Source organism: Neptuniibacter sp. CAU 1671, assembly GCF_029222905.1.
Lineage (GTDB): Bacteria > Pseudomonadota > Gammaproteobacteria > Pseudomonadales > Balneatricaceae > Neptuniibacter.
In genome coordinates this window covers 158,306-184,250 of record NZ_JARHUE010000003.1, presented here as the reverse complement: position 1 = coordinate 184,250, position 25,945 = coordinate 158,306, and the positions used below count along the sequence as shown (strand labels likewise).

Genomic DNA, 25,945 nt, shown 5'->3' with positions numbered 1-25,945 from the left:
TCAGACAGGCAAAAAATAGAGCCAGAAAACGAAAAAGGGCGCTGCGGCGGTCAGACTGTCGATGCGATCGAGAATACCGCCATGGCCGGGCAAGATCCGACTACTGTCCTTTATGCCACGTTCCCTTTTCAACATGCTCTCGAACAGATCCCCCAACACCGACATAAAACCGGTACAGATCGCCAAAAGCATCAGTAAGACGCAAGACAATGCAGACAGTTCCAACCAGACTGAAAATCCCAAACCCACGGCGGCGCAGGTCACAAGCCCACCCCACAATCCTTCGCGGGTTTTACCCGGACTCACTTTAGGGGCCAGTTTGTTCCGCCCGAATCCTTTACCCGCAACGTAGGCCCCCACATCAGCCCCCCAGACCAGGAGCAGAAGACAGAGCAGCCAGAGTTCTGCCTGTGGCAGACTCTTTAATTCCACTAACGCAAACCAACATGGCAATAGCACCAGCCAGCCCACCAACGCCCGCTGCCATCTCCGGGACCAGCCACAGGTTGCCGGAAAACGAACCACCCAGATTAACGCCACCAACCAGAACAGCAACACAACCCCCAGCGGCAAGGGCATACTCAGCACAGATTGCAGCCAATGCGCACCAGCCAGGCCCAGCGCGGTTACAACTACATAGACCAGGCGTTCAGTTGTTGGCTGATAACCGGACAGATTAGCCCACTCCCAGGCAGCCAGGAGCAACACCAGATCCAGCAGCAGCGCAAAAGGCAACACCGGCAATTCAAAAACCGCATACAACGCCAGCGGAGCCAGGATGATTGATGTGAGTAACCGTGCTTTAAACATGCCGTTCCGCTTCTATCTGTTCTGTTGTTTTGCCAAACCGGCGCTGGCGGGTGCAGTAACTATCGATGGCTTTCTGCAACTCGTCCTTGCCAAAATCCGGCCAGAAACAGTCAGCGAAATAGAGTTCAGTGTAGGCAAACTGCCAGATCAGAAAATTACTGATGCGCTGCTCGCCGCCCGTACGAATACACAGGTCAGGATCGGGCAGTTCAGCCAGGGAAAGCTGCGAAGAGAGAGCTGATTCCGTGATCTGCTCAGGGCTCATCTCGCCTCTGACACAGGATTCCGCCAATGCACGTGCTGCGGTTGTGATATCCCAGCGACCACCATAGTTGGCGGCTATATTGAGCTGCAACCGGGTACCTTCAGCCGTCAGCGCCTCGGCAGCACGGATTTTTTTCTGCAAAGACGCACTGAAACCGGAAATATCTCCGATCACGCGCAGGCGGATGCCATTCTTTTGCAGACGTTTGGATTCACGGTCCAGAGCGAGCTTAAAAAGCTCCATCAGACCTTTAACTTCGAGAGGGGGGCGTTTCCAGTTTTCCGAACTGAAGGCAAACAGCGTTAGCGCTTCAACACCCAGCTCTGCACAACCTTCTATCACTGAGCGAACACTGTCGACGCCCGCTTTATGCCCAGCAAGGCTGGGCAGCAGTCGCTGCTTGGCCCAGCGATTATTGCCATCCATGATAATGGCAATATGCCGAGGCGGCGGATTGCGTGGTGCACCTGACTTTTCTTCCGGGGCCATGCAGCGTAAATCCAGTAGAGCCGTAAGCTCTGTTACAGGATCAAATTTCCATCAGATCCTTTTCTTTCTGTTCCAGCAGCTTATCGATTTCTGCCACAAACTTGTCGGTCAGCTTCTGCACCTGATCTTCACCACGACGCAGATCATCATCGGTGATCTCTTTTTCTTTGTTCAGATCTTTCAGATCGGAATTTGCGTCACGACGAATGTTACGAATCGCTACCCGACCATTTTCAGCTTCCTGACGCGCCTGACGGATATAACCTTTACGGGTTTCTTCAGTCAGTGCAGGCATAGGTACGCGAATATTGTCACCGGCAGTCGATGGATTCAGGCCCAGATCTGACATCATGATCGCCTTTTCAATCACCGGTACCATCTGTTTTTCCCATGGAATAATTGACAGTGTACGACCGTCTTCCACGGAGATGTTTGCAACCTGAGACAGCGGCACATCTGAACCATAATAGTTAACGTGCACACTTTCCAGAATGCTAGGGTGGGCACGGCCAGTACGAATTTTCTTAAGGTTATCTAGCAGCGCATCCGCACTTTTCTGCATGCGTTCGCCAGCGTCCTGAACGATTTCATTAAGCATATTTTTCTCCAACCGTTTCACGCCAATCAATGAGTGTACCTTCATCACCACCCACCACCAGATTGGCCAAGGCACCTGGTTTATTCATATTGAAAACCCGAATCGGCATACTGTGATCGCGGGTCAAACAGATAGCCGTCAGGTCCATCACACCTAACTGTTGCTCCAGCACCTCGTCATAATTCAGATGACGATAACGGCGAGCATCAGGATCTTTAACAGGGTCAGCTGTGTAAACACCATCCACTTTGGTGGCTTTCAAAACAGCATCCGCTTCGATTTCGATACCGCGCAAACATGCAGCGGAATCAGTCGTAAAGAAAGGATTACCTGTACCAGCAGCAAAAATCACCACATCGCCTTGGTTCAGGTAACGCATGGCGTTGCGGCGATCATAATGATCTACCACCCCACTCATGGGAATTGCAGACATAACTCGGGTATTGATATTGCTGCGTTCAAGCGCGTCACGCATCGCCAACGCATTCATGACGGTTGCCAGCATACCCATGTGGTCACCGGTCACCCGATCCAGGCCCGCCGCATTCAAGGCAGCCCCGCGGAACAGATTGCCTCCGCCTACAACCATTCCAACCTGTACACCAATACCCACCAGCTGCCCAATCTCCAGGGCCATCCGATTCAGCACTTTTGGGTCGATGCCGAAATTCTCATCGCCCATCAATGCCTCACCACTCAATTTGAGCAGGATGCGGTTGTATTTGGATTGTTTATCGTAGGAAGGCATGGGTTGATCTCCGCAGCTAGGCAAACCAGGTGAGTTTAGCAGCATTCAAGTCGATTGCGCACACCCGTTGTGCACGCAATCGATTGAATTGGGACTGAGATCAGCCTTTCAGCTGAGCAGCAACTTCTGCAGCGAAGTCAACTTTCTCAACTTCGATACCTTCACCTACTGCAATACGGGTAAAGGACTGCACAGTTGCACCCGCATCTTTAGCGTACTGACCAACCTTCTGGTCAGGGTTTTTCACGTAAGGCTGTTCAACCAGGCTGTTTTCTGCCAGGAACTTGCTGATACGACCCATCACCATTTTCTCAGCGATTTCAGCAGGTTTGCCCGCCATATCAGGCTGCGCCAGAATGATTTCTTTCTCTTTTTCAACGACTTCAGCAGGCATGTCTTCTTTGCTGACAACCTGAGGGTTTACAGCAGTTACGTGCATTGCGATATCGCGTGCAACTTCAGAGGTGCCACCATTCAGCGCAACAATAGCAGCCAGCTTGTTGTTGCTGTGTACGTAAGCGTCAACCAGGCCACCTTCAACCAGGAACAGACGACGCACACCGATGTTTTCGCCGATTTTCTGTACCAGCGCTTCACGTACGTTGGCCAGCTCACTGTCCATCAGGGCAGCAACATCAGTCTGCTTATCAGCAAACGCTTTTTCCAGCACAGTGTTAACGAAGGCCAGGAAACCTGCATCGCGTGCTGCAAAGTCAGTTTCAGAGTTAACTTCAACCGCTACCGCGTAACTGTTGTCGTCTGCAACCTTAACTGCAACCACACCTTCAGCCGCAGTACGACCTGCTTTTTTAGCAGCCTTCATACCAGACGCTTTGCGCAGCTCTTCAATCGCTTTTTCGATGTCGCCGTCAGCTTCCTGCAGTGCTTTTTTGCACTCCATCATGCCCAGACCGGTACGGTCGCGCAGGTCTTTAACCATTGCAGCAGAGATATTTGCCATGTTCTGTCACCCCATAGAGCGTTTCGGGTTAATCTTAAATATTGAAAAAAGGGGAGCAATGCCCCCCTGATTTAGACAAGTCTGTCAGAGTGTTCTGACAAGCTGATTACTCAGCTGCAGCCTGAGACTCGTCTACCTCTACGAATTCGTTTTTGTTGCCAGCGTGAACAGCAGTACCTTCCAGGCACGCGTCAGCAGCAGACTTAACGTAGATCTGGATAGCGCGCAGTGCGTCGTCGTTACCTGGGATAACAACATCAACACCGTCTGGATCGCTGTTGGTATCAACCACACCGATTACAGGAATACCCAGCTTGTTAGCTTCGTTTACAGCGATACGCTCGTGGTCAACGTCAATCACGAACAGCGCATCCGGCAGACCGCCCATCTCTTTGATACCACCGATGGAACGTTCCAGTTTTTCCATTTCGCGCTGACGCATCAGAGCTTCTTTTTTGGTCAGCTTAGCGAAAGTACCATCCTGGCTCTCAGTTTCCAGGTCACGCAGACGACGGATAGACTGACGGATGGTTTTGTAGTTGGTCAGCATGCCACCCAACCAGCGGTGGTTCACGTAAGGCATACCTGCACGAGAAGCTTCTTCTTTGATAATCTTGCTCGCAGCGCGTTTGGTACCAACAAACAGAATTTTGTTTTTGTTGGAAGCCATGTTCTGAATGCTATCCAGAGCGCCGTTCAGGGCAGGCAGGGTCTGTTCCAGGTTGATGATATGAATCTTGTTACGAGCGCCGAAAATGAATTTGGACATTTTCGGGTTCCAGTAACGGGTCTGGTGACCGAAGTGAACACCTGCTTTCAGCAGGTCACGCATAGTAATTTTAGCCATTAGATTTCCTAAAGATTTGGGTTAAACCTCCATACACCCCAGCATCCAAACCCTAAGGGCACCCTGAATACTGTTTAGGTATATGTGTGTTTTAATCGTTTGGCAGCCTCCTCTTTCGGCGACCTCCAAAACGAGCGCGATTTTATACCATACTCGAACCAATAATTACAGCCTTTCCTCTGTACCTTTCGTTCATAGCAGGGGGATTGGTACAATGGTGCTCTAATCGTCTATTTCCAAGGAAATGCAGCCCCATGAGCATCACTATCAAAACCCCAGAAGAGATCGAAAAAATGCGCGTTGCCGGGCGTCTGGCCGCCGAGGTCCTGGAGATGATAGAACCTCATGTTCAACCGGGCGTTACTACAGACGAGCTGAATCAGATCTGCCATGACTACATCGTTAATGAACAACAGGCGATCCCGGCTCCACTGAATTACCACGGTTTTCCCAAGTCGATCTGTACTTCGATCAATCAGGTGGTCTGCCACGGCATTCCCAATGACAAACCGCTGAAAAGCGGCGATATCATCAATATCGACATTACTGTTATCAAGGACGGCTACCACGGCGATACCAGTAAAATGTTTTTTGTTGGCAAAGAACTGCCCCATGCCCGCCGTCTGGTCGATGTGACACTGGAATGCATGTATCGCGGCATCCGTATGGTAAAACCGGGCGTGCGCCTGGGCGATATCGGTCACAGCATCCAGACCTACGCTGAATCACACCACTACAGCGTAGTGCGTGAATATTGCGGCCATGGCATCGGCAAGGATTTTCACGAAGACCCGCAGGTACTGCACTACGGCAAACCAGGGACCGGTGTCGAGTTACAGGAAGGCATGACCTTCACCATTGAGCCAATGATCAACGCCGGCAAACGTCACGTAAAACTGTCCAAACGTGATGGCTGGACTGTTGAGACCGCCGACCGTCGCCTGTCTGCACAATGGGAACACACCATCCTTGTGACAGCTGACGGCTATGAGATTCTGACCCGCCGGTCAGACGACTCTATTTAATCCCTGGCAGCGAACCCTATATGTCATCAGTACTGCATCAGCAACTGGCCGAATCCCGGATCATCGATATCACTGCGTTCAAAGCAGAACTCAGTGCAGCCCGCTCGCCGGTTCCGGTGTTCAAGAAGGCTCTGGAAACGATTAACAAAGAACTTGATGATCGTTTTCGCGCCGGCGAAGACATTCGCAAACTGATTTACGGTCGTGCCTGGGAACTGGACAACCTGATACGCACTGCCTGGCAGCAGTTTAACTGGCCCCAGGACAAGATTGCCCTAATCGCCGTGGGTGGTTATGGCCGCGGCGAGCTACACCCTAAATCCGATATTGACCTGCTATTGCTGCTTGATAATGACCTGCAAGCAGAAACTTTGCAGGACGCCATCGGCGGCTTTCTGACGCTGCTCTGGGACATCAAACTGGATGTCGGTTCCAGTGTGCGCACACTGGATGAATGTTATAACGAAGCCCGCTCTGACATCACCATCGCCACGAATCTGATCGAATCACGCACACTGATAGGCAATGATCAGCTGCATGATGAAATTTACAGCCGGGTCACCTCTGAAAATGCCTGGAGTGACCGGGAGTTCTTTCTGGCAAAACAGAAAGAGCAGCAGGGACGGCACCAAAAAACCAATAACACCGAATATAATCTGGAACCGAATCTTAAAAACTCCCCCGGCGGTCTGCGCGATCTGCAAACCATCGGCTGGGTGGCCAAACGTCACTTTGGTGCCAGCTTTATTCGCGATCTGGTTGAACACGATTTCGTCACCGAAAATGAACTCGATATTCTAAACAAAGGCGAGCTCTATCTCTGGAGTGTGCGCTACGCACTGCATATGCTGAGCGGTCGCAAGGAAGACCGTTTGCTGTTTGACCACCAGCGCACGTTAGCCGAGTTTTTCGGTTACAAAGACACTCAGGGCTCACTGGCTGTTGAACAGTTCATGAGCAAATACTACCGGATCGCCATAACCCTTTCTGAATTTAACGACATGCTGTTGCAGCATTTCGATGAAGCGATCCTGCGTGCCGATGAGACTCAGGTCATCACGCCCCTGAACAGTCGTTTTCAGGTACATAACGGCTATCTTGAAGTCACCTATCCAAGTGTCTTTGAACATCACCCGTTCGCCTTGATGGAAGCCTTTGTACTGCTGGCTCAAAACCCCCAGATTCAGGGTGTACGGGCTTCAACTATCCGGCTGATTCGTGATAACCGCCACCGAGTGGATGAAGAGTTCCGCAACGACATTCGCAACACCAGTCTGTTTATGGAACTGATGCGCTCACCTGAAGGCGTGTCCACCGAGCTGCGCCGAATGACCCGGTACGGCATTCTCGGCCTGTATCTGCCGGCGTTTGGCCGCATTATCGGCCAGATGCAACATGACCTGTTCCATATTTACACCGTGGACGCGCATACTCTGAAGGTAATCCAGAACTGCCGCAAGCTGCGCCATAAAGAGTGCCGCGAAGCGTTCCCGATTGCCCATCGCATCGTTAACCAGTTGCCTAAAATCGAGCTGCTCTACATCGCCGCGCTGTTTCATGATATTGCCAAGGGGCGAGGTGGAGATCACTCGGAACTCGGGGCAGAAGATGCGCATCAGTTCTGTGAACATCATCACCTGGGCAAATGGGATAACCACCTGGTCGCCTGGCTGGTGCAAAACCACCTGTTGATGTCGATGACTGCGCAGCGCAAAGACATTTCAGATCCGGACGTTATTCACACCTTCGCCACTCAGGTCAGGGATGTGCTACATCTGGATTATCTCTATGTACTCACCATTGCGGACATCAACGCCACCAACGAAAGCCTCTGGAACAGCTGGCGCGCCACCCTGATGCGCAAACTCTATACCGAAACCAAACGTGCACTGCGACGTGGTCTGGAAAACCCGGTTAACAAGGAAGACAGGATTGAGCAGATTCAGGACGAAGCGCTGTTCCTGCTCAAGCGACAGGGACTGAATGCACTGGAAGTCACCCGTTTCTGGGACACCATCGGGGACGATTATTTCCTGCGTGAAACCGCACAGAGCATCGCCGAACACACGCTGGCCATTTTGGAGCACAAGTCAGCCGACCTGCCGCTGGTGATGATCCGTCACACCTCACACCGGCTGTTTGAAGGCGCCACAGAGATTTTCATCTACAGCCGCGATATTCAGAACCTGTTTGCAGCGACCGTTTCCACCATGGATCAGTTGCACCTGAACATTCAGGACGCGCGCATTATTGTGACCGATGATGGCCATGCACTCAATACCTATACGGTGCTGACAGACGAGAACACACCCCTGTCTGAAAACCCCGATCAGCTTAACGAAATTAAACAACGGCTGATTGATGAGCTGGATGACCCGGAAGATTACCCGGATATTATTCAGCGCCGCGTGCCGCGGCAGATGAAACTGTTTGCCACACCCACCAAGGTCTACCTGAGTAACGACCCGGTGCTGCAACAGACCGTGATCGAAGTGATTACGCCTGACCGCCCCGGCCTGCTGGCGCGCATTGGCCGCATTTTCTCAATGCACAACATCTCGGTTCGTAAGGCACGCATCTCCAGCGTAGGCGAAAAAGTAGAAGACTTTTTCTTTATCACCGATGCCATGGGCTTGCCGATTGCAGATCCGCAATTGTGCCAGATGCTGCAACAGGAGATCTGCCAGCAACTGGATGAACATATTCAACACGAAAAGGATCAATAAGCCGCATGAAACCCGAGACCCGCACGGAAATAGAAGCCGCCGTTTTCAGACGTTTGCTGACCCATCTTGATCAGCACAAAGAGGTGCAGAATATCGACCTGATGAATCTGGCCAGCTTTTGCCGCAACTGCCTGAGCAAATGGTACAAAGCAGAAGCTGAGGCACGCGGTGAGAGTCTTGAGTATGAAGCCGCACGAGAGCTGATCTACGGCGAACCCTATGCGGACTGGAAAGAAAAATATCAAACCGAAGCCAGTGCGGAGCAACTGGCGACGTTTAATCAGAAGAACAAGGACTAGTTTTTAACAACCCAGGCGCGCTGCACCTGATTCAGATCCACCTCAAGAATGGTGGCATAGGTATCGTCCTGAACCGGGTAGGTTTTCACCACCCGGGCACCGCGGACGATACCCGCAACGGCGGTTTTGAATTGATCATTCTTGACCACCATATCCTGCACCGTGGTGGTACCGTACAGGTACTGTCCATGCACCACACCCGCCAGCTCCTGATAGGCGCGCAGTTTAGAAGCCCGCATCGCCATCAGCATCTTTTGTTGCTGAGTCTCGCCCGGCTGCAGACTGATCGGCGCATATCCGGTGGCCTGTACCCAGTTGGGCTCCAGCGGCACCTCGGTGTCCGGCGCAAAGTTCACATCCGGCAGCGCCTCAGCCACCTCTACCATTGATTGAGTAATGGTTTCACAGCCCGTCAGCAAAACCAGCAACCCCGATAGAAGCATCAGCCGCTGGCAACGTTTTTTGATTAATCTGATCATTGCGCTGAATACCCCGGACCATTTTCAACAATAAGGCCTTTCTGCTGCGCCTGAAGCGGATCATATCCAGGCAGATCACCTTCCAGACGTGCATTACTCACATGAGTCTGCCCTGATGCCAGCACTTGCCGGGTCGTAGTATCGAGCAGACGTGCATTAAACACCACACCGTCCGGGTGCTGCGCGTAGGTGCCGGTCAGCACAAAGTAGATCTTAAACTGCTGTCGCAAACCTGAAAGATTACGTCGAGAGAGCGGCTCTTTAGTGGTGGTCACCAGACTCACCGCCCGGTAATCCACCAGATTGTAACCACGTTGCTGCAGCTGATAGACAAAGCTGTCGGCCAGACGCTCGCCCATCGGGCCGGACTCACTGGTTTGCATCAGGTTTACAAAAGGAATCACCGCAACCGGCAGACGTTTGATATTGTTCTGATCAAACCCTTTCTCCAACTGCGTCGCCATCTCCGCTACAGCCTGACTGATATAATCAGTTCCGGACCCCGCGCCAGGCACTTCACTCAACTGACCCGCCGGTGCAGATGGCGCCTCTTGCTGAGCGAGTTGCGCCGCTGCAGAATCACTCATGCTTTCGATATGCACACTGACAGGATGCTCCTGCGATGACAGTTGCAGACAACCGCCCAGAAGCAGTGAGGTAAGGGTTGTTAGCAGCAGTTTTTTCATAGCATATCCGGCATCAGCGTCTGCCCGCCAATCTAACATAATAAAAAGCCGCGAGGGAATCACGACCGTGATGCAACACGAGTGGCATTTACAAAAGCCTGCCAATTGCATAGTGTTCAGAATAGTTTTTTCGGCCATAGAACGCACATGTTGAATCCTGTTCGCACCACCTTTTATTTTTTGATGGGTTGTTTCCTGTCGATAACAGCGCATGCACTGACCATAGAAGCAGAAGGTCGGGCACCCATTGTTGGGCAGGATATTGTCAGCGCCCGGCAAGCTGCCATCGAAGATGCCAGCCAGCAAGCCGCCATGCAGGCTGCCGTGTATGTCTCCAGTGAACAGGTTATCCGGGATGGTATCCTCGAAATCGACAACATGCAGGTCAAAACCCTCGGCCGTGTCAGCAACATCGAACTGCTGGATGAGCGGGTCACCGGTGCCTTTTTACAGGTTAAAATCCGGGCTGAGGTCGATACCGAACAGGGCTGCAGCAATGACTCGCAGAACAACTACCGCAAAACAGTGGTGTTTACCGGCTTCCCGTTCCAGCATCCGCAGCAGGCAAACCTGGGCAAGCTGGATGATATGCCGCACGCACTGCCTGCCCGGCTGCAGCGACTGATCAATGAACACAGCCCGCAGCATGCCATCAACGCCACCCATGTCACCTTTATTCAATCACCCCAGGCAGGCCTGGTCACGCCGATTGACACTGATCGCCTTGCCAGCCTGCAACATCAACTGAATGAATCAGGCATCAATTATGTGGTGAGCGGTGTGCTCAGCGATCTGTCGATGCTTGACCCGCGCACGTTGAGTGAAGACAACTTTTTCTTCGATCTCTATAACAGGCTTGATTACAAGAGCCGCAAACACCTGCGCAATTTCAAACTTGATCTGTTTATACATGACGGCTTCAACGGTGCTCTGATCTGGCAACACTCATTTCAGACTGCAGGACTATGGAACCTACCGGAAAACGCCAAAGTGGGCTTTGATAACCAGGGATTTTTACAGCAGGAATATGGCCGAAAAATTGACCAGTTACTGAATCAGGCTTCCACTGAAATTGCTAAGACCATTCAATGTCAGGCGTTCAAGGCGCGCATCCTTGAAGCGGAAGGCAACACCCTGTGGCTGTCCGCAGGCCAGGCACAGGGACTCAACATCGGCGACCGGTTAACCATCTACCGGCAAGAATCCCGATTTATCGCTGGCAAAACCCAGCAGCGAGTTCTGAAAACCACCACCAGCCTTACCATCAAACAGGTGAATCCCGATTCAGCAATGGGACTCATCAGTGGCGATGTACGTCAATATAATATTCGACCCGGCGATCTGGTAATCGCTGAATAACCGGACCTATACGGAGATATGATGTCTAAATCACTGGCGATCCTAGCCACCCTGCTTCTCAGTAACCATGGCCAGGCGACCCCCACCCAGATTGATGACTGGACTCTGATGAGTGCGGACAATGGCGACAGACTTGCCATTACCCGACAAGCCGATAGCACACATATGCTGGTCTATCGCTGCTTTAAAGAGGGCCAGCAGGGCTGCGCCTTTATTTTGCAACCTGAGTTACGCTGCAACCATGGCAAAAGCTACCCAACCTTTGTCAGCAATGGCCGACACAGCCAGTTGATCAACGCTATCTGTGCCCAAAAAGGCGAAGCGTATAATCTGGTGATGAAGGACTACAAAACCATGCAACGCCTCGTACTGGGCAGCGACTATATCGGCATTTCGATCCCGCTCTCTGAAGGCCATTTCAGAACCGTGCGTCTGCCCGTCAAGGGAGCACTGGAGGCGTTCAAATCGGTTTCGCCCTGAATAAATTAAGCAAAAAAAAGACGGCAAATGCCGTCTTTTTTATTCTTGAAATGTTTATTTCGGGCGTTGACCAATAATATTGATTTCAACACGACGGTTGGCGGCCCGGCCACTGGCAGTATCATTGCTGGCAATTGGATAACGCTCACCAAACCCGCGAATATTCACTCGCAACTGCTCAACACCTGATGCCACCAGATAACCTCCAACCTGACTGGCACGCCGCTCAGACAACTTCTGGTTGTACTCAAAAGAGCCACTGCTGTCAGTGAAACCATCAACCGTCAGCTCAGTATTGTTGAATTTCACCAGCACCTTCACGACAGAATCAAGTACCGGGTAGAAATTCTGCGCAATCTGATCAGAGTTCAGCGCGAAGGTGATATTGCCGGGCATGATCAGGCGGATACTGTCACCAATTCGCTCAACCTGAACGCCGGTATTCTGCAGCTCCTGTCGCAGCAGAGCCTCCTGCTGATCCATGTTGTAGCCGATACCACCGCCCACAGCGCCCCCCACAAGGGCACCAATCACGGCACCTTTGCCACGGTCTTTTTTACTGGACACCGCAGCCCCCAGCACGGCACCAGCCGCAGCACCGATCCCGGAGCCTTTGGCGGTATTACTGACTTTTTCATCACCCGAATAGGGATCCAGTGTGGTACAGGCGCTGAGCAAACATACAACAGCGCCCACTCCAATGATCTTTTTCATCTTCTTCTCCCGTGATCTGTCCCTGGCGTGAATATGACTCATGAGTATCCCTAGAGGTTCATTAAGCCAGACTGAATAAGGCTTCAAAACCTTAACATGCGACATATTGACAAATTATTGCCGCTATCGCGCTAGTCAGTGCAGGTAAACACCGATAAAATGGCCAGTCTAATTTTTTACCGTTTTATTATAGTGAACTGTCCTTTCGGTTTAGTATGACAGTCACTTCGCTCTATCCGCCCGAGGAGATTCCTTTGTCCCAGCTACCAGTCATTGTCGGTTTTGGTGGTATCAATCCCGCTGGACGTGCCTCTTTTCACCAGGCTTATAAACGTCTGATTCTGGATACGCTGGATGCACAACAACGGCAGGAAACCCTGTGCGACCTCGCTACACTGATGGGTTTGGACAATAACCCGGATACCATTGCTGATCATGAGGCACGTATTCTCTCCGGCACGCTGATTCGTCGCATTGAGTCTGACTGGTTTGATGTTGATCACGTGCTCTTTAATAAGCAGATCACCGCTGACTTTGGTGCCGATCCGGTTCGATTTAGGCTGCGTAAACGCCAGATGCCGTTACGCATTCCTGCCAACTGGACGGTGACAGAATCCAGCCCGGGTTACTGCGATATCGAAGTCTACGGCCAGCTCGACATGATTCTGCCGGATAGCAAACCGGCCCAGGTGCAGTCTGCGGGCATGCTGCCAACCGGCTTCAAACCCGGCACGCTGTACCAGTCGCGCAACCATCCGCGTAACCTGCAGATGACGGTATATGCTGCATCTGATGCACTGTATTCAACCGGTTTAACCGTTGAACAGCTGACCGGCAAAATCAGACCAGACCAGATTGCTGTTTATGCCAGCAACTCAATTGGCCAGCTGGATGATCTAGGCTTTGGCGGCCTGACCAAATTCCCGGCGCTGGGCAAACGTACCACCTCCAAACAGATGCCTCTGGGTTATGCTCAGATGCCCGCCGACTTTATCAATGCCTACATTCTGGGCAATGTCGGCGCAACGGGTGGTTCTCTCGGCGCCTGTGCAACCTTCCTCTATAACCTGAAACAGGGTGTTGAGGATATTCGCAGCGGCAAACGCAAGCTGGTTCTGGTTGGCGGCAGCGATGCACCGGTCACCGAGGAGATCATTGAAGGTTTCCGTGCCATGGGCGCTCTGGCAGAAGACAAAGACCTGCTGACCCTCAACCAGGCGGAGTCACTCAATGCCTCCCACTATCGTTCAGCCTGCCGCCCGTTCGGCAACAACTGTGGCTTTACCATCGGTGAAAGCAGCCAGTTTGTTGTATTGATGAGCGATGATCTGGCCATTGAGCTGGGTGCAGATATCCATGGTGCAGTGCCTGAAGTGTTTGTGAATGCCGATGGCCACAAAAAATCAATTTCTGCGCCAGGCATTGGTAACTATATTACGCTGGGCCGTGCTGCTGCGCTGGTGCGTAACATGCTGGGCGATGACGCTCTGAAACAACGCAGTTATGTACAGGCACATGGTACCAGCACGCCACAGAACCGGGTCACTGAATCACACGTCATCAATGAAACTGCCAAGGCATTCGGCATTTCTGAATGGCCTGTGGCCGCGATCAAATGTTTTATTGGCCACTCTCAGGGCACCGCCGGTGGTGACCAGCTTACAACGTCGCTGGGTACCTGGCAGTACGGTTATATCCCGGGCATTCTGACCACTCCGGAATTTGCATCTGACGTCTATCAGTCCAATTTGCTGCTGAGTAATCAGCACCTGGATGTAGGCAGCAAAGCGATAGATGCCGTGTTACTGAACTCTAAAGGGTTTGGCGGTAATAATGCCTCTGCGCCGGTGCTGGCGCCACATGTCACTGAAAAACTGCTGGCAAAACGTTACACCCAGTCACAACTGTCTGAGTATACGAAACGTCGCGAAACAGTCCGCGCCTGCGCAGCCGACTATAACAGTGCCAGCCTGAAAGGTGATCCACGCCCCATCTATCGCTATGACTACAACGTACTGCAAGGCGAAGATTTGACTATCACCGAGCATGAGATCAGACTGCCGGGCTACAGTCAGAGCGTACCACTGGATACCTCTAATCCCTTTGAGGATCTCTGCTAGTCACAATTTCACAAGGAGTTTATGGTGTACAAAGCAATCGTTATTACTCTGCTGACAACAGTAATAGGTGGATGCTCAGGTTTAGGCGACCTACTCCAGACTCCGGACGAAAGTTTTTACGCCATTGATCGCGAAAATAAATTCTACTGCCGCGGCAGCAGTTCGCACTGCCTGGACATGACCAAAATTGTCTCTGCCCGCAGTATGCTGTCGCCCATCGAAGAAGCCTATCAACAGAAAATTGAAGGCCCCAATTACCCTGTAAATCTGATTCAGGTTCTGTTGAACCCTGCAGATGGCGCTTATCAGGGTCAGCCGGTCGGACGTGAAGGCCGCTTTTTCCAGATTCCGAAAACAGCGCGTACCGATATGGTGTGGAATACCCTCTCTGAAATCGTGAATCAGCATACCGGCAGCCCCGGCAGCTGAGCTTCAGGCTAACGCCAACAGACTTTCCGACGTCTGCGTGGTCTGAGCAGCGATCTGCTCCAGCGAACAACCACGCAGTTCCGCCATCGTTTCAGCTACCCGCCTTACCCTTTCAGGCAAATTACGTTGCCCCTGAAAACCCTGTAGCGGCATATCCGGTGCATCCGTTTCCAGTACAAAGCTTTCGAGTGGTAACTGCTGTACCAGCGTTCTCAGACGATTAGCTCTGGGGTAAGTGATGGTGCCACCAATACCCAGCCGGAAGCCCAGTTGCAAATACTGTTCAGCCTGCTGCAGACTGCCCGAAAACGCATGCACAATGCCTCCCCGCGGTAACAAACAACGGCGCAATTGCTGAAGCATCTGATCATGGGCCTTGCGCACATGCAGGAGCACTGGCAGGTTAAACTGTCGAGCCAAGGCCAACTGCGGTAACAGGTATTCGAGTTGATGTTTCAGGTCGGCCCCCGGTATAAACAGATCCAGCCCAATCTCGCCCACCGCCACAACCGCTTCTCTTTCAAGCAACCGCTCGAGGCGTGTCAGATCCTTGATGTTGTGCTGATCAAGAAAGCAGGGATGCAAACCCAAGGCTGGATACAACCCTCTGTCACTGCGGCACAGCTCAAGCAAAGCGGCCCAACGTTCCGCCGTGACGCCAGGCACGATAATATCGGCCACACCCTCAGCGGCCGCACGTTGCAGCAGCAGGTTTCGGTCCGCATCAAAAACATCAAAGTCGAGATGGCAATGGCTATCAATCAGTCTCAGCGTCATGTTTCAAGCCTAAATCCGACGGGCAGATCAGACAAATAAAAAACCGTGCTTTAGTGCACGGTTTTTTTGTTTCAGTTAATGTTCCCGGGTTGCCCTGAAATCCACATCCGGCCAGCGCTCCTGGGCCAGGCTGAGGTTGACCCGGGTTGGTGCCAGATAGGTCAGCAGACCACTGCCATCGATCGCAAGATTGTCATGATTCTTGCGCTGAAACTCGGTCAGCATCTTGTTGTCTTTACACTCAACCCAACGCGCCGTCTGCACACTGATTGCTTCGTAAACACATTCCACCTTGTATTCGTCCTTCAGACGATAGACCACCACATCAAACTGCAACTGACCCACTGCACCGAGTACCAGGTCATTATTTTTCAGCGGCTGGAACAACTGAACCGCACCCTCTTCTGAAAGCTGCTGCAAACCTTTCTGCAACTGCTTCATCTTCAGCGGATCGGTAGGACGCACCCGACGGAACAGTTCCGGCGCAAAATGTGGAATCCCGGTGAATTTAAGGTCTTCGCCCTCGGTAAAGGTGTCGCCAATCTGGATCGTACCGTGATTGTGCAGACCGATAATATCGCCAGACCAGGCCTCTTCCACGTTTTCCCGGTCACCGGCAATAAACGTCACCGCATCCGAGATTTTCACATCTTTGTTAATGCGGGTATGGCGCATCTTCATGCCACGGCTGTATTTACCGGAACAGATGCGCATAAAGGCCACGCGGTCACGGTGTTTAGGATCCATATTTGCCTGAATCTTAAACACAAAACCGGAGAAAGCCTCTTCGGCAGGCTCTACAGCGCGAGTCAGTGTAGCGCGAGTCAGCGGTGACGGTGCCCATTCAACAAAGTCATTCAGCATTTCACGCACACCAAAGTTGGCCAGCGCAGTACCAAAATAGACCGGTGTTAGTTCACCTGCCATAAAGGCATCCTGATCCCACTCATGCGTCGCGCCACGCACCAGCTCAATCTCTTCCAAAAAGGTTTCATACTCATCGCCCAACAGTGCTTTGGCCTCATCAGAGTCCAGCCCCTGAATGCGCAGATCTTCAGGAATGGTATGACCTTTACCCGGCTGGAACAGGTAAATGGTGTCGGTGTAGAGGTTATAGACGCCTTTGAATAACTGACCCATGCCAATTGGCCAGGTAATTGGAGCAGCTGCAATTTTGAGTACTTCTTCAATCTCATCCAGCAACTCAATCGGATCACGAATATCGCGGTCCATTTTGTTCACAAAAGAAAAAATGGGCGTATCGCGCAGACGACAGACTTCCATCAGTTTGATGGTCCGCTCTTCGACACCCTTGGCACCATCCACCACCATCAACGCTGAATCCACAGCGGTCAGTGTGCGGTAGGTATCTTCAGAGAAGTCCTCGTGACCCGGGGTATCCAGCAGGTTAACTACCTTACCGTTGTATGGGAACTGCATCACGGAAGAGGTAATAGAGATCCCACGCTCCTGCTCCATGGTCATCCAGTCCGAGGTCGCATGACGATCACTCTTTTTCCCTTTTACGGTACCTGCCTGCTGGATCAACTGCCCGAACAAGAGCAGCTTTTCTGTAATGGTGGTTTTACCAGCGTCCGGGTGGGAGATAATTGCGAACGTGCGCCGAGTGGCCACTTCTTTCTGAAGTGCAGCTTGAGACATATCGATTCAACTTGAATTAGGCAGACAACACACCAGCGTTTATAACTGGCGAGGAAAATGTGGAGGCTATTTTCGCTGATACCGGCCATGCAATCAATTAAACCGGTGCTAATGACAAAAAAGGCAGCCTGTTGGCTGCCTTTAAACCTAATAGTCGTGCATTACTCAGAGACAACTTCTTCGTCAGCAGACTCTTCACAATCAGGTGTCAGCAGGCGATTGTTATAATCATCCAGCACACCGGCCAACGCATTCAGCTCAGTGTCTTTGGTTTTAGCACCGGAAGTCAGATCCACCTCAGCCAGCGCATCCAGCGCTGCATCGAGTTGAACACTGATTACAGATGGATCAGAGCCGTTTTCAATATTCAGCAGTGCCGCAATCAACTGGTGGGCCAGAATCAGGTAAGAGTTACCGCCCTTCGGTGGTGTATTCAGAATCGCCAGCAGCTCTTCCTTCGTATATTCGTCATCATCACCCACAATCAGGCTTTCAACCGGCCATTCCTCTTCATGGTTTTTCCAGTAACCCTGAGAGAGCGGACATTCGTTGGCAGAGACACCGCAGGTAGAGATGATATCGCTGATAATGGTTGAGACATCACCAGATTCTGACTCTGCATAAACACCACCAGTACCGGCGGTATACATCATCAAAGGTATTTTGGTTTCATTATAATAGACACCTGAACCGGTCGCTATCGCAGACACACGGAAGTCATTGGCTGAAGCCACAGCTGTAATAGCTGCCACATTAGCATCATCAGCGGCGCCATAATTGTCATCACACCCACCCGGAGGCGCATCGGTCGCCAAAATCAGGATCTTATCCGCTCCCGGACGGAAATTTGCGGAAGTGAAACCTGCACCAGTGGGATCACAACTGGCATAAGACGGATCATTTGAACCGGTCAGATTCGTATTACCATTGATCACCAGATCCAACATGGCATCGGTAGGCTCTGGCCAGCCTGTTCCACCACTTGCAAATACTGCACTGAGGGCCGTAGTGACATCAGCGCCGTTAGCGGGAGCAAGATCCACATCCACCTCAGGTCGTTCTGGAGCCCAGGCAGCGGTATCTTGTGTAACCAAAGCCAACTGATAATCACCACCAGAGGCATTATCAATTTCAGTAATAAATGAAGAAAAACTGGCTTTGATACTGTCAATAACGGAGCCCATGCTGCCGCTATCATCAATCAGGAAAACCACATCCATCGGGCCGCAGGCACCATATTCAACTGCGGATACAGAGGGCGCAAATCCTGCACCTGCAACAAGCGCGGAAGCAATGGCGGCTGGCGCCAGTTTACGGGTAAAGCATGCTGTACGTTTCATTGTTACCTTCCTGTAACTTCTAAAAATCCACTTTATCCGGGTACAGAAAGCAAAAAATATGGAGGGAAAATTTCAAAACGCATCATGCGCAAACTGCATCCATCCACGGTACTTCAAGATCCATTTGCATTCCCGGGGCATCTGAACAGCGTCACCTGTAACAACACTCTGTTGCAAATTTGTTATTTCTGTTCAGCAACCCGCAGTATAGATAACCTGAATACAAAATTAATTAAATTTTAGTAGACAGTCTTAAATTAAGAGATATTCCTACAAACCTGTGCGGCAATTTGTCTCAGGGGTTCATCGCCTTTTTTGGATATAATCGCCGCATGGCCAATCATCGTGACACACTGCTTCAGCTGACCTATATCCGGACCGTGATTCTGTTTGGTCTGGGCATGACTGTGATTTTTGCAATCTATGGGCTTCAGGCTGATCTTAATGTCTGGCTGATCGGGTTATCCTTTCTGTTTCTGACATTACTCAACCTGATGACTTACAGCCGGTTGCATTCACCCTGGCCGGTCACCGAGCCTGAGTTTTTTTCTCAGTTGCTGGCTGAAATGCTGCTCTATGCTGCTGTGCTCTATCAGATGGGCGGAGCGACCAATCCGTTTATATTCCTGTTACTGATTCCACTGATCATCGCCGCCGCCACCCTCTCCAGGGGGTATGTCTGGGTGGTATCCGTTTCTGTGGTACTGATCTATAGCCTGCTGCTGTCGCATTACCAGCCGCTGATTATCTTCAGCGACAAACACCATCAGCGGGTCCTGCAACTGTTTGATATCCATGTATTTGGCATGTGGTTAAATTTTCTGCTGACGGTGCTGGTGGTAACTTACTTTATCGTGCGTATGCGCCATGCCATGCAGGCCCAACAGCAACAACTGGAAATTGAGCGGGAACGTCGCATCCAGGATCAGCAGTTGCTCTCACTAGCCACCATGGCCGCGGGCACTGCGCATGAGCTGGGTACGCCATTAAACACCATGACGGTTTTACTGGAAGAGATGGAGCATGACTATGCTGATCAGCCAGAGCTGATTGAGGATCTGCAGCTACTGAAGCAACAAAGTGTTCTTTGTGGTGAACGCCTGCGGCAATTAGCACAGAGCGTGCAACAGGAGAGCGCAAACCAGCTCTGGCTTCCGGCAACAAAACTGATGGATGAAGTACTGGAACAGTGGCAGGTACAACGCCCGGAACTCCAGGCGATGAGTTATCAGGTTCTGGGTCATGCCCCCACGCCTGAGTTATGTTCAACCATCTCTCTGAAACAGTCTCTGCTGAACCTCCTGAATAACGCCACAGATGCCAATCCAGAAGGCATCAGGATTACGCTCGACTGGACTGATCAGCATTGCATTCTGCAGATTCATGATCAGGGTCCCGGCATCAGCCTTGAGCAAAGCCAGCATCTGGGCAAACCCTTTGTCACAACCAAAGGCAAGGGTTTGGGCATTGGATTATTCTTAACCGCAACCACCCTGGCCCGTTATGATGGCGATGTACGTCTGTATAATCATCCCGACGGAGGCACCCTCACCGAAGTCACCTTGCCGGTACAAACTGATGACTGAACGTTTCCTGATAGTAGATGATGACCCTGCGTTTACCCGGGTGCTTTCCAGAGCGATGACCCGACGGGGTTTCACGGTCGAGGTTGCCAGAAGTAACGAAAGTGCGCTCAAACTGCTTGCGGACTTTGTACCCGACATGGCGACAGTGGATCTGAAAATGGAGGGAGAATCAGGTCTGAATCTGATTCCTCATCTGCGTCAGACCAACCCTGAGATGCGAATTGTGATGTTGACCGGCTATGCCAGCATCGCCACAGCCGTTGAAGCAATCAAACTTGGAGCCACACAATACCTGCCAAAACCCGCCAATGCCGATCAGATACTGGCGGCCATGGAGCAGGACGAACCCGATGCCTCCATTGAGGTGACTGAACAACCGATGTCAGTGAACCGTCTGGAGTGGGAACATATTCAGAAAGTGCTCAATGAGCATGAGGGCAATATTTCAGCCACGGCCCGCGCACTGGGCATGCACCGTCGGACCCTGCAACGCAAACTGGCGAAGAAGCCGGTCAGACGTTGAAATCACTGATCATCAATGTAGATTTTGGCATTAAAGGTACGAATCCAGTCCGGATGAAACACCAGCAGCCCGGTCAGGATAATGCCGTTTAACAGCCCTTCCGGGAACATAATGAGTGGCAGGTAACGCAGATATTCCATCACGATTTTATCCAGCGTGTAGACCCCGGAAACCACCAGCAGGAAACTGGTAAACACACCCGCTGAGGCAACAGCCACGGCCGCGCCAAAAAAACCGCAAACAAACAAATAGATAAAAAAGTTTTTCGGCAGGTAGCGATCGACCAGATGGTAGACCAGCCAACTCACGCTCACCGGCAATGCTACAGAGCATAATCCATTCAGGAATAAACCCTCCCAGCTCTCCCGCCCGATAACAGCCATCCCAATCAGAGCAGCCGTGGCCGATAGAATGGCCAGATCCCAGCCAAAGACCAAGGTCAGCAGGGTAACGCCCATAAAATGAATACCTAAACCGGGTGAGATGCCGGCGCGCATGCTCCAAAGAATCATCAGCACGACGGTGGCACCAAACAGCATATGCTGCAGTGTCCTGTTACCGGCAATAACCGGCCAGGGCGCACGCCATATTGCTGCAAACAAAATCAAACCGTAGATCAGGCCACTGATCCAGATCCAGGCGGTACTGAAAAGGTCACTGGAAAAACTCATGTCAACGGATACTCAACTGTTTCAAAGCTGATCATCTTATACGCCCTCACCACCCATTCGGACTGATCCAGCGCAAACTGCAGTCATTTATCCAGCACCAGACTCATCAGGACCGCATCCTCAATCGCATGCGATTCAGTGGCCGGATAATAGTTCTTACGAAGACCATCGATGACAAAGCCCAGGGAGTGATACAAGGCGAGCGCGGCCTTATTGCCCGCCCTTACTTCCAGCATCACCCGAGTTACCTGTTGGCTTCGTAACTGATTGAAGCATTCCAATAACAGTGTTTTAGCGATCCCCTGATTACGCAGTACAGGAGTGACTCCCACCTGCAATAACTCAGCTTCATCCAGCACTTTAGAGAAACAGGCGAATGCGCTTAAATCTTCAGAAAAAAAACCAAAACTACAACGGTTCATGTCACTCAACTGCAAACGCAGCAAAGATTCTGACCAGGCTTCCTGAGGAAAGCAGCGCTGTTCCTGTCGGTGTAGTTCAGGCAGGTCGGAGAGTTGCAGTGGCCTAATGTCAGCCATGCGCAATCAGCGCCTGACGCAGGGGCTGAAGGTGTTGCCAGAAGGCTTTTTTAGCGCCGGGGATATGCATCAGCTCAGACAGACTCATGCCACAGACACTCTTAGCACCAGTTGGCAATGTGAACGCAATGCCCTGCAAAGACTCCAGGGATTCATGACGCTGCAGCACCATTTGCGCCGCAGCCTCGCCGCAGAGCAGCACAGCCCGGGTGGGTGAGCAGAGCTCTTTTTGTAGTTTGTAGGCAACGCTTTTAGCGGCTTCAGGCCAGCGTTGATCCAGCGTTTTACTGGCAAACATTGGCCAGGGCATCAGATCAGGCTCAGATACCGGCCCTTTGAGGCCCAGACTGGCAACAATGGCGGTCGCCAGATGCTGATAGGTTGCAGAAAACACACTGCCCTGAGGCGGCAGGCTATCCACCACCAGGCACTCACCCACCCGGAAAAAGGCCAGCTTGAAGGTGGGTGTTATATCGGTGGCAGTGTCTGGGTTAGTGGTTTCGGCCTCGATTACCGGGTCAGCCGCTTCAGGTTCCGGTGTTGATTTGTGCTGAGCCGTCGGCGACTCAACCGCAGCCCCCAGCGCGGCCAGTGCTGCTTTGGCACCGGCCTGATCAGGCGCTGACGTTTTCGGCTGAGCCGGTTGCTGCGAAGGCGCAGCAGAGGTAAACGGAATATCAGGCCCCGGATAGCGAAAATCTTTAACCCAGTCTGCTGAAGGCGCAGCGCCGGGCAGCTCACAGCGTGGAAGCCAGCTGGTGATACCCATGGCTTCTAGATACTGATGTCTGAGCTGCTGCTGCACGTATAGACTCCGTCAGACCTGAGGGTGGGCTTTCTGGATATTCGCATCCAGCATATTCAGAGCATGAATATAAGCCTTGGCTGAAGCAATGATGATATCAGTATCAGCGCCAAGACCGTTCACAATACGGCCACCTTTTTCCAGACGTACAGTAACTTCACCCTGCGAGTCCGTACCCTGAGTGACAGCATTCACCGAATAGATCTGCAGGTTAGCGCCGGAATGCGCAATGGTTTCGATCGCTTTGAACGCCGCATCGACCGGGCCACTGCCCAGTGCTTCTGCCTGCTGCTCCTGATCATCAACCCTCAGCACTACTTTTGCCAGTGGCGTTTCTCCGGTCTGCGACGTCACAGCCATACTGCTGAGTTTGAACTTTTCACTGCTGGCGGTAGCGCGGGTGTCACTGACCAGCGCAATCAGGTCTTCATCAAAAATTTCGTGTTTCTTGTCAGCCAGCTCTTTGAAGCGGGAAAACGCACTGTTCAGTTCCGCATCACTGGCAAAGGTGGTGCCCAGTTCTTCAAGACGCGTACGGAAGGCAGCACGGCCCGACAACTTGCCCAACACCATGCGGTTGGTATTCCAGCCCACATCCTGTGCCGTCATGATCTCATAGGTTTCACGGTGTTTAAGCACACCGTCCTGATGGATGCCGGACTCATGGGCAAACGCATTTGCACCCACAATCGCTTTATTCGGCTGCACCGGGAAACCCGTAACGGTAGAGACCAGACGAGATGCCGGTACGATCTGGGTAGTATCAATATTGGTTTCGACACCCAGACTGTCCTTACGGGTGCGGATCGCCATTACAATCTCTTCCAGTGAGGCATTGCCCGCACGCTCACCCAGGCCATTAACGGTACATTCAACCTGACGCGCACCGGCACCCACCGCCGCCAGAGAGTTGGCGACCGCCAGACCCAGGTCGTTGTGACAGTGCACTGAAAAGATCGCTTTATCGGCATTGGGGACACGGCTTATCAGCTGTCCAATGGTGTGCGCAAACTCACCGGGCACGGCATAACCGACGGTATCCGGAATATTGATGGTACGGGCACCCGCCGCAATCACCTGTTCAATGATGCGACACATAAAATCCAGCTCAGAGCGGCTGGCATCTTCCAGCGAAAACTCAACATCATCAATCAGGTTACGCGCCCGTTTAACCGCATGCACGGCCTGCTCAACCACCTGATCCGGGTTCATCTGCAACTTGTACTTCATATGAATCGGCGAGGTGGCAATAAAGGTGTGAATGCGACCGCTCGCCGCATTACGCAGTGCTTCACCGGCACGATCAATGTCTGCATCCAGTGCCCGCGAAAGCGAACACACGGTACTATCCTTTACCGCTTCGGCAATGGTTTTAACCGATTCAAAGTCACCGGGGCTGGCGATGGCAAAACCGGCTTCGATAACATCCACCCGCATCTTCTCAAGCTGCTTGGCAATGCGCAGTTTTTCATCCCGGGTCATGGATGCACCGGGACTCTGCTCACCGTCTCGCAGGGTGGTATCAAAAATAATTACACGGTTATTTGTGCTCATCGGCATGGCTCCAATTTAAGGTGCGAACCTGTTACCTTGAGTATCAGCGCACCTGAAGGGCATTACAAACTACGGCCAGCCAGGACAGAGAATAAAAAATAGCGAAACAGGCAGGCTGAATAGGACGCAGGCGTGGGTTAGCCCACCAAGCGTGATGATTGTTCAAACCGTCCGGATGCCAAAGACCGTCGACCGTAGCAAAGTTGGTGATCACTATAATGACAGAATAGCCTTTTGCAAGTCTGGCTATCTACAATGTTTTCTATCACTCATATTGTTGAAATTGATTCAAAATCCTATGGAAAAGCTGTTTGACCTTCAGATCGACCGCAGGGGTACCTCCAGTCAGAAATGGGAGAAGTATTCCAACACCGATATTCTGCCGATGTGGGTGGCCGATACCGACTTCATCGCCCCACCTGCAGTCATCAAGGCGCTACATGACCGGATCGATCACGGTGTCTTCGGCTACACCATTACACCGCCGGAACTGAATCAGCTGGTCGTTGAACGCATGCAGTCGCTCTACGACTGGCAGATAGAGTCTGACTGGCTGGTATGGCTGCCGGGGCTGGTCTGCGGCCTGAATGTCGCCTGTCGCGCTGTTGGCGAAACACAGGATCAGGTGCTCACCGCTACACCGATCTATCCGCCTTTTATGTCGGCTCCGCGCCTCTCTGACCGACAGGTCGTGAAGGTACCGATGCAGCTTGATGGAGAGCGCTGGAGGCTTACGCCGCAACAGCTTGAATCACAACTGACCGATAAGAGCCGCTTACTGTTATTCTGTAACCCGCATAATCCGGGCGGCACGGTGTACCGCCGGGAAGAACTTGAAGCACTGGCCGAGATAATCCTCAAACATGATCTCTACGTCTGCTCAGACGAAGTCCACTGCGACCTGATTCTGGAGCAGGGGCTACAGCATATTCCACTGGCCAGTCTGAGTCCGGAGATTGCTGCCCGCACCATCACGCTGATGGCTCCCAGCAAAACCTACAACATCGCTGGCCTGGCCTGCTCATTTGCCATCGTGCCTGATGCCCGCTTGCGGCAGCAGTTTATCAATGCCCGTAAAGGCATTGTGCCTGACGTGAATCTGCTGGGATATACCGCAGCGATCGCAGCTTATCAGGATGGCGACGCCTGGAATCAACAACAGCTAGCCTACCTTAGGGGTAACCGTGATTACCTGATCCGGGAGATCAACCAGATTCCGGGACTGAAACTGCTGCCCATTGAAGCGACCTACCTGGCCTGGATTGATGTATCAGCTGCCAAACTGAGTAATCCGGCGCACTTTTTTGAACAGGCCGGGGTTGGTATGTCGCCGGGGCGTGATTTTGGCGACAATCAGTTTATGCGCCTGAATTTTGGCTGCCCGAGAACTGTTCTGGAAGAGGCGGTTCGGCGTATACGCGTTGCGCTCATGAATGAATTGCCCGCCTGAGAA

The 25,945-nt window shown here is 52.0% G+C and carries 26 protein-coding genes; 10 read left to right on the top strand and 16 right to left on the bottom strand.

What is annotated here, in order from left to right:
* The 6 genes from P2G53_RS06865 to rpsB all read right to left on the bottom strand — a co-directional run bounded on the left by P2G53_RS06865 (position 1) and on the right by rpsB (position 4,718).
* On the bottom strand, positions 1 to 810 hold the full coding sequence (locus P2G53_RS06865; RefSeq protein WP_275815586.1) for a phosphatidate cytidylyltransferase: 810 nt from the start codon (positions 808 to 810) through the stop codon (positions 1 to 3).
* The gene (uppS, locus tag P2G53_RS06860; protein WP_275815585.1) at positions 803 to 1,564 is read right to left on the bottom strand and encodes a polyprenyl diphosphate synthase; all 762 of its coding nucleotides are present in this window, start codon (positions 1,562 to 1,564) and stop codon (positions 803 to 805) included. The genes P2G53_RS06865 and uppS overlap by 8 nt, the downstream gene beginning before the upstream one ends.
* Before the next feature lie 40 nt (positions 1,565 to 1,604).
* The gene (frr, locus tag P2G53_RS06855; protein WP_275815584.1) at positions 1,605 to 2,162 is read right to left on the bottom strand and encodes a ribosome recycling factor; all 558 of its coding nucleotides are present in this window, start codon (positions 2,160 to 2,162) and stop codon (positions 1,605 to 1,607) included.
* On the bottom strand, positions 2,155 to 2,910 hold the full coding sequence (gene pyrH, locus P2G53_RS06850; protein ID WP_275815583.1) for a UMP kinase: 756 nt from the start codon (positions 2,908 to 2,910) through the stop codon (positions 2,155 to 2,157). The genes frr and pyrH overlap by 8 nt, the downstream gene beginning before the upstream one ends.
* A gap of 100 nt (positions 2,911 to 3,010) precedes the next feature.
* The gene (gene tsf / locus P2G53_RS06845; protein WP_275815582.1) at positions 3,011 to 3,871 is read right to left on the bottom strand and encodes a translation elongation factor Ts; all 861 of its coding nucleotides are present in this window, start codon (positions 3,869 to 3,871) and stop codon (positions 3,011 to 3,013) included.
* 106 nt (positions 3,872 to 3,977) lie between these two features.
* Positions 3,978 to 4,718 carry a 30S ribosomal protein S2 gene (gene rpsB / locus P2G53_RS06840; protein ID WP_275815581.1) on the bottom strand — a complete coding sequence of 247 codons (741 nt, stop codon included), beginning with the start codon at positions 4,716 to 4,718 and terminating at the stop codon, positions 3,978 to 3,980.
* A gap of 254 nt (positions 4,719 to 4,972) precedes the next feature.
* On the opposite strand from rpsB, the gene map reads away from it, so the two are divergent.
* The 3 genes from map to P2G53_RS06825 are packed head-to-tail and all read left to right on the top strand — an operon-like array spanning position 4,973 to position 8,768.
* Complete coding sequence (gene map, locus P2G53_RS06835; protein WP_275815580.1) at positions 4,973 to 5,743, top strand: type I methionyl aminopeptidase; 771 nt, start codon at positions 4,973 to 4,975, stop codon at positions 5,741 to 5,743.
* A gap of 20 nt (positions 5,744 to 5,763) precedes the next feature.
* Positions 5,764 to 8,469: a [protein-PII] uridylyltransferase gene (locus P2G53_RS06830; protein WP_275815579.1), complete on the top strand. Its 2,706-nt coding sequence runs from the start codon at positions 5,764 to 5,766 to the stop codon at positions 8,467 to 8,469.
* Positions 8,470 to 8,474: 5 nt separating this feature from the next.
* Positions 8,475 to 8,768: a DUF1244 domain-containing protein gene (locus P2G53_RS06825; protein WP_275815578.1), complete on the top strand. Its 294-nt coding sequence runs from the start codon at positions 8,475 to 8,477 to the stop codon at positions 8,766 to 8,768.
* Here the strand turns inward: P2G53_RS06825 and P2G53_RS06820 are convergent.
* Positions 8,765 to 9,247, bottom strand: coding sequence for an LPP20 family lipoprotein (locus tag P2G53_RS06820; RefSeq protein ID WP_275815577.1), 483 nt, complete (start codon positions 9,245 to 9,247; stop codon positions 8,765 to 8,767). The genes P2G53_RS06825 and P2G53_RS06820 overlap by 4 nt on opposite strands.
* A complete protein-coding gene (locus P2G53_RS06815; protein ID WP_275815576.1) occupies positions 9,244 to 9,933 on the bottom strand; it encodes a FlgO family outer membrane protein in 690 nt (229 codons plus the stop codon). The genes P2G53_RS06820 and P2G53_RS06815 overlap by 4 nt, the downstream gene beginning before the upstream one ends.
* 147 nt (positions 9,934 to 10,080) lie before the next feature.
* Here P2G53_RS06815 and P2G53_RS06810 point away from each other — a divergent pair, with 147 nt between their 5' ends.
* Together P2G53_RS06810 and P2G53_RS06805 are read left to right on the top strand one after the other, a co-directional pair.
* Positions 10,081 to 11,292 carry a flagellar assembly protein T N-terminal domain-containing protein gene (locus P2G53_RS06810; protein WP_275815575.1) on the top strand — a complete coding sequence of 404 codons (1,212 nt, stop codon included), beginning with the start codon at positions 10,081 to 10,083 and terminating at the stop codon, positions 11,290 to 11,292.
* 21 nt (positions 11,293 to 11,313) lie between these two features.
* A complete protein-coding gene (locus tag P2G53_RS06805; protein ID WP_275815574.1) occupies positions 11,314 to 11,772 on the top strand; it encodes a hypothetical protein in 459 nt (152 codons plus the stop codon).
* Between the two features lie 54 nt (positions 11,773 to 11,826).
* Here the strand turns inward: P2G53_RS06805 and P2G53_RS06800 are convergent, their stop codons facing one another.
* The gene (locus P2G53_RS06800; RefSeq protein WP_275815573.1) at positions 11,827 to 12,486 is read right to left on the bottom strand and encodes an OmpA family protein; all 660 of its coding nucleotides are present in this window, start codon (positions 12,484 to 12,486) and stop codon (positions 11,827 to 11,829) included.
* A 254-nt stretch (positions 12,487 to 12,740) separates the two neighbouring features.
* Here P2G53_RS06800 and P2G53_RS06795 point away from each other — a divergent pair, with 254 nt between their 5' ends.
* A complete protein-coding gene (locus P2G53_RS06795; protein ID WP_275815572.1) occupies positions 12,741 to 14,606 on the top strand; it encodes a beta-ketoacyl synthase in 1,866 nt (621 codons plus the stop codon).
* 24 nt (positions 14,607 to 14,630) lie between these two features.
* Positions 14,631 to 15,035: a hypothetical protein gene (locus P2G53_RS06790; RefSeq protein WP_275815571.1), complete on the top strand. Its 405-nt coding sequence runs from the start codon at positions 14,631 to 14,633 to the stop codon at positions 15,033 to 15,035.
* Positions 15,036 to 15,038: 3 nt separating this feature from the next.
* Here P2G53_RS06790 and P2G53_RS06785 read toward each other — a convergent pair whose 3' ends face one another.
* From P2G53_RS06785 to P2G53_RS06775, 3 genes are all read right to left on the bottom strand, one after another.
* Positions 15,039 to 15,812: a TatD family hydrolase gene (locus P2G53_RS06785; RefSeq protein ID WP_275815570.1), complete on the bottom strand. Its 774-nt coding sequence runs from the start codon at positions 15,810 to 15,812 to the stop codon at positions 15,039 to 15,041.
* 75 nt (positions 15,813 to 15,887) lie between these two features.
* A complete protein-coding gene (locus P2G53_RS06780; RefSeq protein ID WP_275815569.1) occupies positions 15,888 to 17,474 on the bottom strand; it encodes a peptide chain release factor 3 in 1,587 nt (528 codons plus the stop codon).
* 161 nt (positions 17,475 to 17,635) lie between these two features.
* Entirely contained in the window at positions 17,636 to 18,814 is a 1,179-nt protein-coding gene (locus P2G53_RS06775; RefSeq protein WP_275815568.1) for a vWA domain-containing protein, read from the bottom strand.
* Between the two features lie 332 nt (positions 18,815 to 19,146).
* Here P2G53_RS06775 and P2G53_RS06770 point away from each other — a divergent pair, with 332 nt between their 5' ends.
* Both P2G53_RS06770 and P2G53_RS06765 read left to right on the top strand, forming a co-directional pair.
* A complete protein-coding gene (locus tag P2G53_RS06770; RefSeq protein WP_275815567.1) occupies positions 19,147 to 20,400 on the top strand; it encodes an ATP-binding protein in 1,254 nt (417 codons plus the stop codon).
* Entirely contained in the window at positions 20,393 to 20,923 is a 531-nt protein-coding gene (locus P2G53_RS06765) for a response regulator transcription factor (RefSeq protein ID WP_275815566.1), read from the top strand. Before P2G53_RS06770 ends, P2G53_RS06765 begins: the two co-directional genes overlap by 8 nt.
* Before the next feature lie 2 nt (positions 20,924 to 20,925).
* On the opposite strand, the gene P2G53_RS06760 is transcribed toward P2G53_RS06765, so the two are convergent.
* The 4 genes from P2G53_RS06760 to P2G53_RS06745 all read right to left on the bottom strand — a co-directional run bounded on the left by P2G53_RS06760 (position 20,926) and on the right by P2G53_RS06745 (position 24,492).
* Complete coding sequence (locus P2G53_RS06760) at positions 20,926 to 21,594, bottom strand: energy-coupling factor ABC transporter permease (protein WP_275815565.1); 669 nt, start codon at positions 21,592 to 21,594, stop codon at positions 20,926 to 20,928.
* 83 nt (positions 21,595 to 21,677) lie between these two features.
* A complete protein-coding gene (gene rimI, locus P2G53_RS06755) occupies positions 21,678 to 22,133 on the bottom strand; it encodes a ribosomal protein S18-alanine N-acetyltransferase (RefSeq protein ID WP_275815564.1) in 456 nt (151 codons plus the stop codon).
* Entirely contained in the window at positions 22,126 to 22,938 is an 813-nt protein-coding gene (locus tag P2G53_RS06750) for a hypothetical protein (RefSeq protein WP_275815562.1), read from the bottom strand. The genes rimI and P2G53_RS06750 overlap by 8 nt, the downstream gene beginning before the upstream one ends.
* A 12-nt stretch (positions 22,939 to 22,950) precedes the next feature.
* Complete coding sequence (locus P2G53_RS06745) at positions 22,951 to 24,492, bottom strand: 2-isopropylmalate synthase (protein ID WP_275815560.1); 1,542 nt, start codon at positions 24,490 to 24,492, stop codon at positions 22,951 to 22,953.
* A gap of 298 nt (positions 24,493 to 24,790) precedes the next feature.
* Between P2G53_RS06745 and P2G53_RS06740 the strand changes: the two genes are divergently transcribed.
* On the top strand, positions 24,791 to 25,942 hold the full coding sequence (locus tag P2G53_RS06740; protein ID WP_275815558.1) for a PatB family C-S lyase: 1,152 nt from the start codon (positions 24,791 to 24,793) through the stop codon (positions 25,940 to 25,942).
* The last annotated feature ends 3 nt before the right edge of the window (positions 25,943 to 25,945 follow it).